A 12862-nucleotide genomic window follows, 5' to 3' on the forward strand; every position below is an offset into this window, starting at 1 on the left:
GGTCTAATCAAGACCGATTTTTTTATTGATTGAATCTACGAGCTGGATTCAAACTGTCTTGTTTGTGACCTTTAATGATTTCATCTTCTAAGGTAATTCGACGTTTCAACTCATCTAAGTTATTTTGAGCCTGGGTGACGTTATCTTGAGCCTTTTGTTCCTGTTTAATAAGTAATTTATGTCTCTTAATCAAAGCGCCTTTGCCATTTTTTTGACTCAGTTCGATATATTCTTTAATTTCAGCAATAGGCATGCCTAGTTCACGAAAAAATTTAATGCCTTCAAGCCAAGTTATTGACTCATCATCAAATACACGTTGATTTTCAATATTTCTCTTTAGAGAGGGAATCATATTCAGTTCCGCATAGTAACGAATTGTGGCAACAGGTAGGTTAACTTTTTTACTAGCTTCAGAAATTTTGAACATATGATCACACCTTTCTTGATGCGACCTTATGATGACACCTTTTCGAGTTAAAAGTTTAATAATGTACGTTATGGAGAAATTAAATTTGTACAAAAGTTAAACTATACTTAAAAAATATATTTGGCTAATATAATATTTTTAGAAAAAAGTGTTTAAAGACAATAGTTATCAGCGTCAGCTATTGTATAATACAAACTGAGGTGATAAAGGCATGATTAATACACCATATACTTTTCAGGATACTGATGCGTTTAAGAGTACCGAACGCTTAATTATTAAAGGTCGTTTCTTTGCGACGGCAGTTTCTGATTCGTTTAATACATTTAAACCTAAAAAAAGAAATATTCATAAAATATTAAATATCAAAAATAAGTTGTTAGTTCCCGAACTATTGGAAGTTAAACGTCAAAGAATGTCAAAATCTGTCTTCGCATTCTTCCGTGGAACTGTTGATGTGATGCATTACGATCTTTCACGAAATGAGAATAGTGGGATTCGTGTTTTGGTCGGAGGGGATGCTCATTTAGGAAACTTTGGTTTCTATGGCTCATCTGAGGGACAGTTGTTATTTGATATGAACGACTTTGATGAAGCCCATTTAGGTCATTGGGAATACGACTTAAAACGTCTATTAGTAAGTGCGCTTTTAGTTGCTCGTTCACATGGCTTTGATGAAAATGACGTTCAAGAGTACCTTTTAACGGTCGTTGATACTTATTTTGATACGTTGAAACACATGACAAAAATTTCAGAAATGAAACGTTTTATTTTGCCTAATACACTTCAAAATATTACGGAAATATTCGGTAAGCTTAAAGATAATGAAGAGTATTTCCAAGAATCTTTTAACAATATGATTGCTAAAAGTATCAAGAAGGCTCAAAAGAGTAACTCCAAATTGGTTATTGAAAAATATACTGAAGTAAATGATGGTCAACGTCGTTTTGTTGAGAATAAACCAGTCACACAACACATAAGCAAAAAAGATTATAAGAGTGTTGCCCATGGATACGAAAAGTATAAGAAAAACCAACGCAGCGATGTTAGACTGTTCTTAGAAGACTTTAAAATTATTGATATTGTCCGCCATAGTGTCGGCGTCGGCAGTGTAGGTACACTTTGCTATTTAATTTTGTTGAGAGATTTGGATAGTAACTACTTAGTTTTACAAGCTAAGCAAGCTTTACCTATCTATAACAATGACGAGTTGTATTTTGATAGCAAGGTTAGTCAGGGTCAGAATATTGTAAACAGTCAATTGATCCTGCAAAGTGCTTCCGATCCATTCTTGGGAGCCTTTGATACTGAGCAATATAGTTTTTATATGCGTCAATTTAAGGATATGAAATCATCTATTAATTTAGATAAACTAGATTTTGAATCTTTCAAGGATTATACAAAGGTTTGTGTTATTCTCCTTGCCAGAGCGCATTCACATTCACCAAACTATCCTTTAATTATTGGATTTGGTGAAGAATATGCTGACATAGCTAACTCATTAATGAATTTTACCAACAGTTACGCTCAACAAGTGGAGTACGACTTTGAATCATTTCAGAAGGATTTAAAAGATGAAGGGTAGTCATTAAATGAAACGGAAATTTTATAATCGCGATTTAAGCTGGATACTATTTGATAACCGAGTAATTGATCAAGCCTATGATAGTGATGTACCACTTTTAGAAAGACTACGTTTTTTGTCCATTGCTTCAAATAACTTAGATGAATTCTTCCGAGTAAGAATGCACAATATTGATAGTATGGTTATTAATAATAAAACTGAAAAGAGAACTGATCTAACTGGTGACGAAGTTCTTAATTTGGTTTATGAATTTAACTCTAGAAATATTGCTAAGCAGTACAAAAAATATGAAGCATCAATGCAAGACGCACGTGATAGAAAATTATTCTATATATTAAAGTACGATGAATTGAAAGATTCTGAAAAGAAGACTGTCAAAAAGTATTTTAATAAAAAAATCTTGCCACGGCTTGATATGCAGAGATTTTCTAAGACTTACAAGTATCGTCGCAATTTGAATTTGTTGATGGAGACGCCACATCATATTTACACTAGTCCAATTCCAGAAGATCTAGATCGTCTAGTGGAAACTGGTATCGAGAATCACTATATTTTGATTGAAGATGTTATTCGTAATGTCGCAACTGATTTAATTAGAAAATATAAGATCAAGAAGACTTATGTTTTCCGTGTTACTTATGATCAGAACAAGCCATACGACTTTTTAAGTAAAGATATGACTGACGATGAATATTTGAATAAGATGATCAATTACGTTGATACTAGAGAATTGCGTAATATTATGCGTGTGGAATTTGCTTGCAACGGTGAAAGCCATAGTCGTGAGTATTTTGCTAAGCTATTTGATGTCAGCAAGAAGAGTGTTTACAAAATACCTGGTCCTGTTGATATTAAGTTTTTGAATACACTTTTCAAGCGTTATCGTGATCATAAGGAATTGATTTTCCCAGCTTTTAAGGCATTGAAGTGGAATCCATCCAAGAATATTTTGGATTATTTGAAACATTCGTCATTATTAGTTCAGTATCCTTATGATTCTTACAGTGTTTTCATTAATTACTTAGAAGCGGCTGTTCATGATCCAAAGACGACTAAGATTTTCATTACAATTTACCGTACTGAAAAAGATTCCGATTTGTTGAGGCTTTTGAAAGAAGCTGCGGAAAAAGGTATCGAGGTTACCGCTATTGTTGAACTGAAGGCTAGATTTGATGAAGTCCATAATATCGAAGTAACGAAATTCCTACGTGAAGCAGGCGTTCAAGTCTTATTCGGTGACAAAGTTAATAAAGTCCATTCGAAAATCTGTTTGGTATTACATGGCGACAATAGAGGGTATGTTCAAATTGGTACTGGAAACTACAATGCAATCACAGCTAATGGTTTCTCCGATTTGAGCTATTTTACAAGTAATCAGATGTACATCGATGATGCTGTGAGATTCTTTGACCACTTAGTTAATGAAACTAAAGTTGAATATAATCTACTAGTGACATCACCAGATGGCATCAAGAAAATGATAATTGAAAATATCCGTTTGGCTACTGAAGCATATTTGCGTGATGGTCAAGGTGGAGTCTTCATGAAAGTTAATGGTTTAACTGATGTTGAGGTTATTAATGCTATTTATAAAGCTGCTCGACAAGGTTTGCCATTTAGAATGATTGTTAGAGGTCCATGTTCATTGAAGATTGGTATCTGTGGACCAAAAGAGGATATTCGTGTAAAGAGTATCGTGGGGCAGTTGTTGGAACACAGTCGAATCTTCAAATTCCAATATGGTAGTGACCATACGGATGTTTGGATTTCGTCAGCTGATATGATGACTAGAAATCTTGATCGTCGTGTTGAATTGGCTGTTCCAATCGTTGAGGAAAAATCAAAATTGAAATTAAATAAGATTATCAATACCTTCTTGAAGGATACAGAGAATTCTTATTGGTTAGATTCCGATGGCGATTATGTCAAAGAAGAGAAAGACAATGGAATTTCTGCACAACAGACTTGGCTAAGCCGCTTGAAGTGGAGAAAGTACATTAAAACAAATTAAATTTGGGGATTTATATAGAATTCGTCGTGAATTCTATTTTTTTGCCTTTTTAAATAAGGTGTAAATTCAATAGTTTGATTAACGCGGTTAAAATTCCTAAATATTATTATGTACACCCGATTACTCTGTCTAATTCTCAAGTACAGTCTTTAAAGAATAGAGCTGGGATTCATGGTATTAATATTCAGGTTTTAGAATTACATTTTGATGGTCATAATGGTGACCATCTTTTAGTGTATAGCGAAATAGGCGAGGAAGTTTATTTAGTTGCGATTGGTACACATAGTGATTTATTTAGAAAATAGTTAAATTTTTTAATTGATTGTATAAAAATAACCACCCATTTCTGGGTGGCTATTTTTGTTAGATTTGAAAGACTAAGTTTAACATGTTTTCTTAGTTATTGCTAAGTTTGGATTTTTTTGTTTGATAACAATAATAACCAAACTTCTATGCAATATAGCGGAAACGCGTTCCACAAGGGCAACCTCCTGTGGTTTGCTACGATACCGGAATCACACGCCAAGTGCGCGTGTAATTCCGATATCTAGGCAAATCCTCGGAGACTGAGCGCCCTTGTTCCACGCTCTTTTGAAACGAGCTGCGCAGGGGTAACCCATTGTGGTTTGCTACAGAACTGAAATCATCCGCAAGTTCAGCGGCTAATTCCAATTCTTAGGCAAATCCTCATGGGTTGACCACCCCTGCTACGCTCTCTAATCTTTGAAATTGCCGCTTTCGACGTCTTTAATGAATTGTTCCAAATGGTCGAAGTAAACTGGAGCATTATCGATCATATGATGATGTCCTCCATTTGGTGTTGTTACTAGGCGTGCATGTGGAATTTCTTTTTGCATGATCTTAGCTGTTGCGATTGGCATTGTTTCATGTTCACCAAATGTCAACAATGTTGGCACTGTAATTTCTTTAAGGTGTTTTCTGAAGTGCCAGTCTTTTAACTTACCTGTGATAACGAATTCGTTGTCACCTTGGAATGTGTTGTAAACGGCTGTGGCTGTTGTGTCGACTAAATGTCTGATGGCTGTTGGTTGTTTACGATCAACATATTCAGCATTTAAAATATCAACATAGCTTTGATATGTAGGATCTGATAAGTCGTTTTTGGCTTCGATATCTTGCATATATTTAACTTTGTCAGGTCCCAATGTGTCTAGACGGCATTGGTTAACGCTCTTAACGTATTCATCAATTTCGTCGACCATACTTGAGATGATGGCACCTTTAAGGTGTTGTCCATATTTAGCAGCGTACATTTGAACTAATGCGCCACCCCATGATTGTCCGATTAGATAAAAGTTATCTAAACCTAGCTTTTGTCTAACTTCTTCAACTTCTTCTAGGAAGTAATCGTATGTCAGATATTTTTTAGCGATTTCGGGGTCGCTATAGTCGGGTTGATCTGAATACCATGATCCTAGTTGATCGTACATGGTTACTTGAACGCCTAAGTCGGCTAATTTTTCACCGAAGTTTTCCCAGTATTCGTGGTTTCCACCGGGTCCACCGTGGAGGCATAGCAATTTGATGTCACCATGACCTTGAGTGTTAGTCCAAAGATGATAGCCATTGTCTAATGTTAAAATTGTTGTTCCTTGTTTCATAAGATAAGTCACCTTCCTGCAAATGATAGTTATAAGTATATATCTATATCTAAGGTTATTTCAAATATTCTATAATATAATTTTAATAATTCTAACGAAAATCTTATTTTTATTATGAGAAATTATGATGTAAATATTTTAAATGGATATAACATATATGATAAAATTGGTATACATTTATAAAGGGGCGATATGATGAAAAAGTGGGTTATTAGTCTATTGTCTGTGGGGATGCTTTTAGGAATATTTGGCATGTCAGGAATCAGTGATTCAGATTCACCAAATACAGTTGAAGAAACAGTTCAAGCAGATACTAGTAGTAATAATGAACGAACAATTAATTATGTAGTTTATCGGGGAAATTCTAGTTTACTCTCACCAATGGATGCATTCTTCACCAAGAGTGCAGATATAACATCCAATGATGATGGTAGCTATAAGGTTACATTGACGGCAGAAGTTTCCAATTTAACTAGTCTAAAAGTAACGACAATTGATAATCAACAACCAAGTGTTTCAAGCACATACACTAAGAATGCTAAAAAGTATCTTGATATCAGTTTTAATATTAAAAGTTTGAGTGAGTTGGACAAACCAATTTCAGGAACTGTACAGACGAAATTGTTAGATCTTAATGTTGATAAGGCGACAGTTAATTTTAAATTTGATTCCAGTAGTTTAGATGGTCAAAAATCTAATACATTCTTGAATAGTCTGAAATCAATCACTGATGCGGAAGATGAAACAAAGTCAGTTTTGGCTGATGCTAAAGATACCGCTAATAGTATTAAAAATGATTTGAGTACTGATAATGATAACGACATTATTACGGCACCTAAAACTACCAATTCACAAACAGCAAGTACAACTAATAATAATCAAACAGATAATGATAAAACGGTTATTAAAGAATTAACTTATAAAGTTGCTAAAGATGATGGCGACGGGGCGATGATTTCACCATACTTTACAAATACAGCTAAGGTGATGCAAAATCCTGACGGTACTTATTATGTAGAGATGACGATCAAGTATCCTAAAAAGTTTGGTAACAATGCAATTCAATTGAATTATATTAATAATGAAAAACCAACTAATTTGAGTTTTACCAGTTCAGGGGACAGTAATTATCTCAAATTTGATTTTCCAATTAATAATTTAAGTGATTTAGGCAAAGTGATTCCTGGTAATGCAACTTTGAATTTGCCTGATTTTAATCTCGACAAAGATTTGAATTTTGATTTGAACTTTGATGGTTTTAATCCTTCAGATATTTCAGGAATTGTAAGTAGCTCTGACGTATCCGGATTGTTATCAGATTTGAGCAGTTTAAGCAATTCTAAGAATATCAAGACTGACAAAACTACTAATGACAATAAGGCACTCGGCACGTTACCTCAAACAGGTGAGGAAACGAATGCAGCTTTGGGTATTATTGGTGGTTTGCTTTTGATACTTTGGATTGTTTTGTTGAAAACAACATATTTGAAGAAATAATCTTGGATTTGGTTAAAATTTTTGCTCCAGATTAGTGGGTGATTTCTTTCCAAATCTTTTAAATAAAATGACGGCATCTGTTTAGGACGTACTGTGCACACTTATCCTAAATGGGTGCTATTTTAGATTTTTAAGTCAATAAAGTAGTCATGCTCCAATAACATTGTATGATTAAGAAAAAATCAATTTGAGGGTACCGCGATGGATAGTTTAGATGAAAAAGATGTTGTGGCCCTATGTGGTCAAGTGGGAGCAGTGCTTCTAGAAAATGGAGCCGAAACTTCACGGGTAGAAAATACTGTGGAGTATATCGGTCGGGCAGTAAATTTACCGATAGTTTGTCATGCAACGATGACGGCTGTTTTTGTGAACTCGGAAAAAAGTGCTACAACGAGAATTTTTAAAGTTCGTGTGGGTGATTTCAACCTTCAAAAAGTTGATCGAATCAATACGCTGTCACGTGAATTTTCCCAGCATAAAATGACCTTCAAAGAATTAAAAGAAGCTGTGACTGATGTTGAGTTCGACACATCAGATTTTAATTTATTTGAGAAATGTTTGGGGGCAGGTTTAGTCTCAGTCGCACCGATGTTGTTGTTTAAGGCAACTTGGTTTGATTTGTTCCTGTCATTTTTTGTCGGTATCTTGGGATATCTAGTGGCAAGAGTTGTTGGACAGCATTCTAAAATTCCTTATATTGCTGTAGCTATGGGTGGTTTGAGCATTAGTGTCTTGGCTCATATTTTGCTAGATGTGGGAATTGCTTCAAGTGCTAACAATATTATTATTAGTGCCTTAATGCCTTTGGTACCAGGAGTTCCAATGACCAATTCATTACGAGAGATTATTGAAAAAAACACTATTTCCGGTTTAGTCAGAGCAACTGACGCCATTATGGCGGGAATCTCGATTGGTAGTGGTGTGGTTATTGGTCAAATCTTGATTAAGGCTGTCTTGGGAGGGTAAAAATGCAAATACTATTAGGATTTATTTTTGGCTTTTTATCTAGTGTTGGTTTTGGTATTGTGACCAATAATCCTAGAAGAACTTTGATGCCGGCAGGTTGGATCGGAGCAATTGCTTGGGTCATTTATATCGTTGCTGGTTGGTATGACCATGGAGTAATCATGCCGAACCTTTTGTCAGCAGTTGTTATTGGACTATTAGGTAATTTAGCCGCCATTTTGGTTAGAGCACCAGTAAATATTTTTTATGTCCCTTGTTTAGTCTCACTAGTTCCAGGAGCAATTATTTATGACAGTATGAAAAATTTTACTTTAGGGTATGATAATTTAGCTGCACACGGATTGATTAAAGCTTTAACAGTTGGATTGTCTTTAGCAATTGGATTCATTATTGCCGAAGCCATTTCTAATAAAATCTATCCACCTTTAAAAAAACATTTAGAACAAAAAAACCGCTGATATTGTGTCAGCGGTTTTTATTTTCCTGAAGGGGGAAAATTTATTATTCAGTTTCTTTGGCTTCTTCGTTCTTACTGTTGCCAGATTGTTGTTTCTTCCATTCAGCATTAGTCATCAAATCATCAACGTTTAAAGTGATTTTATCTACTTCTTTACCGGTCATTTCTTTGACTGAACGAGCAATACTATTCACGATTCTATCAAAAATTTGAGGTGCTGGTTTGCCATATTCCAATATGGCTTTCAGTTCGAACGATAACTTGTCATCATCATTATCAACGTTCACACCCTTGGTAGGATTATCAATAAAACGGTCAGTTAGGTTACTAATGGCACCGCCATTTAGAGAGAGTACACCATCAATTGAATGAGCTGTTTGGCTAGCAATTTTTTCTAAAACTTTATCTGAAAAGTTTAATTCCTTTTGAATTGAATTTTCCTGATGATTGTTTGTTTGAGTGTTAGTCATATTTTTTCCTCTTTTCTAATTTACACGGTTATTGTCGTTATTTTTATTCTGTTGTTGCCATTCTTTTTTAGTCATGACATCGCTGATATAAACGTTAGTTTCGATTACTTTAAGTCCAGTCATACTTTCGATGGCTGAACTAACTTCATGGAGAATATTTTCAAAAACTTGATGTGCGTCTTTGCCATATTCCAAGATGATTTCTAAGTCTAAAGCAGTTTGTTTTTCGCCGACATCAACATCGATACCTTTAGTGATATCTTCTTTACTACGAATTTTGTCAGCAATATTGTCGAAGACGTTACCATTCATGGAGAGAATACCGTCGATATCACGGATTGCCATCCCAGCAATTTTAGCGATTACGTCTTCATTAAATTTCAATTTACTATTCTTTATTAAATCGGCGTTTAGCGGTTGTACTGCCATGTTATTACTCCTTTATTTGTAAAATTTTGGTAATTTTAGATCTTAATGAAGATTTGTCTTCGGCAGATCCAGTTATGGTAGCAATCAAGTAGCCAACCATTCCGGCCAGAACTATTAATAATAAATTTCCAAAGCCTAGAACTATCCAGATTGCGACCAGAACACTTCCAACAATGGAGCCAATTATGCCTCTTTTCATATTCTTATCCTCACACAACTTTTACTTTGCCACGATTTAAATTAGGTTTTAAATCAACAGTTGTTTTCTTAATAGGAATACTTAAATGTTTGGCCAATTGTTCATTAGCGATACGTTTAATATTTTCACCTTGGCGGTGTAAATTCTGTTCTTCAGTACTAAGCGCTGAAATGAACATTTTAGCTTGGCGATTCTTGCCTAAAATTTTGAGATCAACATCGACATCGGTAAGGTTAGGAATTTCTTTGATTTTATTTTTGATTATTTTTTCAATGGAGGCCTTAGAAATTCGTAATTTACCATTAGCAGAGTCGAAACGAACTTCTTGGTGTTTAACAGGTACGAAAATTCCATACATCAGTAGAACCAAGAAAATCAGAGTGGAGATACCGGCGAAAACCAGTGAAGTGTAGAGTAGAAAGTCTCGTGGAAGTTGAAAACCTTTAATTACTTCTACTACTGGTTTAAGTGGATAAGCTAAGGCAATGAACCAAAGTACTTGTAGTAATCCTAGTATGGAAGCAACTATTAGAATACCTTTCGATATTTTTTTCATAAATTTCCCCTTACTAACTTCTTCTCATACTGCTGAAAAGCCAAGTGGTTAATAATACAACGACTATAGCTCCAACAATAGCTGGTACGATTGCCATACCTGCAACGTTTGGACCCCAAGCTCCGAGAAGTGTTTCACCAAGCCAAGCTCCAACTAAACCTCCAATAATATTACCAACCCAGCCCCAAGGCATATCGCGATTGATAATCATACTAGCAATAGCCCCTATAACGGCGCCAACTATAATAACCCATATAGTATGTAGCATTTTAACCATCCCTTTCTTTCAAGAAAATTACTATTTCCTTTTATTTATAAGTTCATCTTAAAGAATTACTTGTGAACTTGTCCACAAATAACTAATGGAAATTATAAATAAAAAATGATTCAAAAATATGATCAAACTTGATAGACATCAAGTTTTTTAATGTTCATTCTCAGTAGAATATGTCTTGTAAGTTGAGAGAGCGAAGCAAAGATGTCCAGCTCTTGAGGATTTACATGATATTTGGAATTGCACACAAGGTGGGCGAGGCCGAATATTAGGTAAACCGCAGAGAGTTATCTTTGCGTAGATCGTTTAATGAGAGAGCGAAGCAAAGATGTCCAGCTCTTGAGAATTGTTCAGGAAGATTAGATAAATACGAGAAGGGAAAATTAAAATGAATAAGCTAAATATATGGATACAGAAACATCAAAATAAATTAACAGCTTCAATCGCCATTTTAATTGTAGTAAGTTTGATTGCTAAGTTTTTATTGAAACTACCAACGCTTAGTACAGTTGCAATGATTATTGCCAGTATTATCGGAGCCATTCCAGTGGCTCTACATGCAATATCCGCATTACAGAACAAAGTTATCAGTATTGAATTACTAGTAACAATTGCAGTTGTCGGAGCCTTTATCATTGGAGAATATGAAGAATCAGCTGTAGTTACATTCTTATTTCTTTTTGGTAATTTCTTGGAACAAAAGACTTTGGAGAAGACTCGTTCTTCCGTTAAAAGTTTAACGAAGATGGCACCAACTACAGCCGAATTGGTCAACGAAGATGGCACAACTGAAGAGGTTGATGTTGATGATTTGGATGAAGGTGATCACGTTGTTGTTAAGCCTGGTGGTCAAATTCCTGTCGATGGAAAAATTATCGATGGTACAGGTTATATGAATGAAGCCTCAATTACTGGTGAATCAACTCCAGTTGAGAAGAGTATTGGTGACAATGTTTTCGCTGGTTCGATCACTGATAACGGAACAATAACTATCGAGACGACATCCGTGGGTGAAGATACTACCTTCGGTAAGATCATCGAATTAGTTGAGGAAGCACAAGATAGTCAGTCACCTGCCGCTCGTTTTATTGATAAATTTGCGACTTATTACACACCAGCTGTATTGATCATCGGTATCTTAGTTTGGGCAATCACACAAAACTTTCCATTGGCTATTACCGTTCTAGTTCTAGGATGCCCTGGTGCCTTGGTTATCGGTGCTCCCGTTTCAAACGTTGCCGGAATTGGTAATGGTGCTAAGAATGGTATTTTGATGAAGGGTGGCAATGCCGTAAATACCTTCTCACACGTTGATACTTTGGTACTCGATAAGACTGGTACTTTGACAACCGGGAAAATGTCAGTTACTGATGTAGTCAATTTTGGTAAAGATAAGAATGAAATGATGGCTTTACTTTCAGCTGTTGAAAATACTTCAGACCATCCTTTGGGTCAAGCTATCGTGAAGTACGCTCATGATTTAGGTGTCACAGATGATGTTAAACTACCTGAATTAGATACCGTTAAGGGTCAAGGGTTAGTCAGTCAAAGTGATGAATTCAAGATTTTAGTTGGTAACGAACGTTTGATGAAAGCCAATAACGTTCAAATTACTAAAGAACAGAGAAAAGCTATTAATGCTCGTATGAACGATGGAGATTCTGTCGTATTGATGGCTCTTGATCAAGAATTACGTTTAGTCGTTGGTGTGAATGATCAATTGAGACCAGATGCTAGAGAAGGACTTCAAGCATTAAAAGATGCTGGTTTAAAACGAATCGTAATGTTAACTGGTGATAATAAGGTCGCTGCTCAACGTGTTGCCGAAAGATTGCCAATTGATGAAGTACATGCCGAATTATTACCTGAGGACAAAGTTGAGTTTGTTAAGAAGTTTAAAGAACAGGGTAATACCGTAGCCTTTGTTGGTGATGGTATTAACGATAGTCCTTCACTTGCTACAGCTGATATCGGAATTGGTATGGGTACTGGGACAGATGTCGCTATCGAAACCTCAGATATCATTTTGGTTAAGTCCAGCTTTGATGCTTTGGCACATGCTTACAAGTTATCTAAGAAGACCGTCGCTAATACAAAAGAAAATATCATTATTGCAGTTGGAACAGTTGCCTTATTATTGCTCGGTTTAGTTGTCGGTGTAATTCATATGGGTAGCGGAATGTTTGTCCACGAACTAAGTATCTTAGTAGTTATTTTCAACGCAATGAGATTAATTCAAAATAAACCTTCGAAACTTGATTCAAATCAAGTTCTCAAAACAGCAAACTAAGTAAGATAGTATTTGTAAGTTAGTTGAGCAAGTACTCAACGATGATGCTGGTGAAAGATTTAAGAAATATGGAGGAATCAAT

At 35.3% G+C, this 12862-nt stretch carries 13 protein-coding genes; 6 read left to right on the forward strand and 7 right to left on the reverse strand.

What is annotated here, in order from left to right; all coding sequences use genetic code 11:
- Positions 1 to 22: 22 nt before the first annotated feature.
- Complete coding sequence (locus ATN92_RS00630) at positions 23 to 427, reverse strand: MerR family transcriptional regulator (RefSeq protein WP_056950971.1); 405 nt, start codon at positions 425 to 427, stop codon at positions 23 to 25.
- Positions 428 to 638: 211 nt separating this feature from the next.
- Between ATN92_RS00630 and ATN92_RS00635 the strand changes: the two genes are divergently transcribed.
- Together ATN92_RS00635 and ppk1 are read left to right on the forward strand one after the other, a co-directional pair.
- The gene (locus tag ATN92_RS00635) at positions 639 to 2009 is read left to right on the forward strand and encodes a DUF2252 domain-containing protein (RefSeq protein ID WP_056950973.1); all 1371 of its coding nucleotides are present in this window, start codon (positions 639 to 641) and stop codon (positions 2007 to 2009) included.
- 7 nt (positions 2010 to 2016) lie between these two features.
- Positions 2017 to 4020, forward strand: a complete 2004-nt coding sequence (gene ppk1 / locus ATN92_RS00640) for a polyphosphate kinase 1 (protein ID WP_056950975.1) — start codon at positions 2017 to 2019, stop codon at positions 4018 to 4020.
- Between the two features lie 716 nt (positions 4021 to 4736).
- Here the strand turns inward: ppk1 and ATN92_RS00645 are convergent.
- Complete coding sequence (locus ATN92_RS00645) at positions 4737 to 5642, reverse strand: proline-specific peptidase family protein (protein WP_056950979.1); 906 nt, start codon at positions 5640 to 5642, stop codon at positions 4737 to 4739.
- 192 nt (positions 5643 to 5834) lie between these two features.
- On the opposite strand from ATN92_RS00645, the gene ATN92_RS00650 reads away from it, so the two are divergent.
- From ATN92_RS00650 to ATN92_RS00660, 3 genes are all read left to right on the forward strand, one after another.
- Positions 5835 to 7139 carry an LPXTG cell wall anchor domain-containing protein gene (locus ATN92_RS00650; protein WP_082604474.1) on the forward strand — a complete coding sequence of 435 codons (1305 nt, stop codon included), beginning with the start codon at positions 5835 to 5837 and terminating at the stop codon, positions 7137 to 7139.
- 201 nt (positions 7140 to 7340) lie between these two features.
- Entirely contained in the window at positions 7341 to 8105 is a 765-nt protein-coding gene (locus ATN92_RS00655; RefSeq protein WP_056950982.1) for a threonine/serine exporter family protein, read from the forward strand.
- 2 nt (positions 8106 to 8107) lie between these two features.
- Entirely contained in the window at positions 8108 to 8563 is a 456-nt protein-coding gene (locus ATN92_RS00660; RefSeq protein WP_056950984.1) for a threonine/serine exporter family protein, read from the forward strand.
- Positions 8564 to 8606: 43 nt separating this feature from the next.
- Here ATN92_RS00660 and ATN92_RS00665 read toward each other — a convergent pair whose 3' ends face one another.
- The 5 genes from ATN92_RS00665 to ATN92_RS00685 are packed head-to-tail and all read right to left on the reverse strand — an operon-like array spanning position 8607 to position 10484.
- Positions 8607 to 9032 carry an Asp23/Gls24 family envelope stress response protein gene (locus tag ATN92_RS00665; RefSeq protein WP_056950986.1) on the reverse strand — a complete coding sequence of 142 codons (426 nt, stop codon included), beginning with the start codon at positions 9030 to 9032 and terminating at the stop codon, positions 8607 to 8609.
- Positions 9033 to 9047: 15 nt separating this feature from the next.
- Positions 9048 to 9461, reverse strand: coding sequence for an Asp23/Gls24 family envelope stress response protein (locus ATN92_RS00670; protein ID WP_056950988.1), 414 nt, complete (start codon positions 9459 to 9461; stop codon positions 9048 to 9050).
- 4 nt (positions 9462 to 9465) lie between these two features.
- Entirely contained in the window at positions 9466 to 9660 is a 195-nt protein-coding gene (locus ATN92_RS00675) for a hypothetical protein (RefSeq protein ID WP_056950990.1), read from the reverse strand.
- A 10-nt stretch (positions 9661 to 9670) separates the two neighbouring features.
- A complete protein-coding gene (gene amaP / locus ATN92_RS00680; RefSeq protein WP_056950992.1) occupies positions 9671 to 10216 on the reverse strand; it encodes an alkaline shock response membrane anchor protein AmaP in 546 nt (181 codons plus the stop codon).
- 13 nt (positions 10217 to 10229) lie between these two features.
- Positions 10230 to 10484 carry a GlsB/YeaQ/YmgE family stress response membrane protein gene (locus ATN92_RS00685; RefSeq protein ID WP_056950994.1) on the reverse strand — a complete coding sequence of 85 codons (255 nt, stop codon included), beginning with the start codon at positions 10482 to 10484 and terminating at the stop codon, positions 10230 to 10232.
- Positions 10485 to 10878: 394 nt separating this feature from the next.
- Here ATN92_RS00685 and ATN92_RS00690 point away from each other — a divergent pair, with 394 nt between their 5' ends.
- Positions 10879 to 12780, forward strand: a complete 1902-nt coding sequence (locus ATN92_RS00690) for a heavy metal translocating P-type ATPase (protein WP_056950996.1) — start codon at positions 10879 to 10881, stop codon at positions 12778 to 12780.
- Positions 12781 to 12862 lie beyond the last annotated feature (82 nt).

Source organism: Companilactobacillus bobalius, assembly GCF_009764355.1.

What these genes read in the sequence shown, in the direction of transcription:
- ATN92_RS00655 (WP_056950982.1), top strand. Translation starts at nt 7,341, where the DNA reads ATGGATAGTTTAGATGAAAAAGATGTTGTGGCCCTATGTGGTCAAGTG.
- ATN92_RS00675 (WP_056950990.1), bottom strand. Translation starts at nt 9,660, where the DNA reads ATGAAAAGAGGCATAATTGGCTCCATTGTTGGAAGTGTTCTGGTCGCA.
- ppk1 (WP_056950975.1), top strand. Translation starts at nt 2,017, where the DNA reads ATGAAACGGAAATTTTATAATCGCGATTTAAGCTGGATACTATTTGAT.
- ATN92_RS00660 (WP_056950984.1), top strand. Translation starts at nt 8,108, where the DNA reads ATGCAAATACTATTAGGATTTATTTTTGGCTTTTTATCTAGTGTTGGT.
- ATN92_RS00630 (WP_056950971.1), bottom strand. Translation starts at nt 427, where the DNA reads ATGTTCAAAATTTCTGAAGCTAGTAAAAAAGTTAACCTACCTGTTGCC.
- ATN92_RS00690 (WP_056950996.1), top strand. Translation starts at nt 10,879, where the DNA reads ATGAATAAGCTAAATATATGGATACAGAAACATCAAAATAAATTAACA.
- ATN92_RS00635 (WP_056950973.1), top strand. Translation starts at nt 639, where the DNA reads ATGATTAATACACCATATACTTTTCAGGATACTGATGCGTTTAAGAGT.
- ATN92_RS00670 (WP_056950988.1), bottom strand. Translation starts at nt 9,461, where the DNA reads ATGGCAGTACAACCGCTAAACGCCGATTTAATAAAGAATAGTAAATTG.
- ATN92_RS00665 (WP_056950986.1), bottom strand. Translation starts at nt 9,032, where the DNA reads ATGACTAACACTCAAACAAACAATCATCAGGAAAATTCAATTCAAAAG.
- ATN92_RS00650 (WP_082604474.1), top strand. Translation starts at nt 5,835, where the DNA reads ATGATGAAAAAGTGGGTTATTAGTCTATTGTCTGTGGGGATGCTTTTA.
- ATN92_RS00685 (WP_056950994.1), bottom strand. Translation starts at nt 10,484, where the DNA reads ATGCTACATACTATATGGGTTATTATAGTTGGCGCCGTTATAGGGGCT.
- amaP (WP_056950992.1), bottom strand. Translation starts at nt 10,216, where the DNA reads ATGAAAAAAATATCGAAAGGTATTCTAATAGTTGCTTCCATACTAGGA.
- ATN92_RS00645 (WP_056950979.1), bottom strand. Translation starts at nt 5,642, where the DNA reads ATGAAACAAGGAACAACAATTTTAACATTAGACAATGGCTATCATCTT.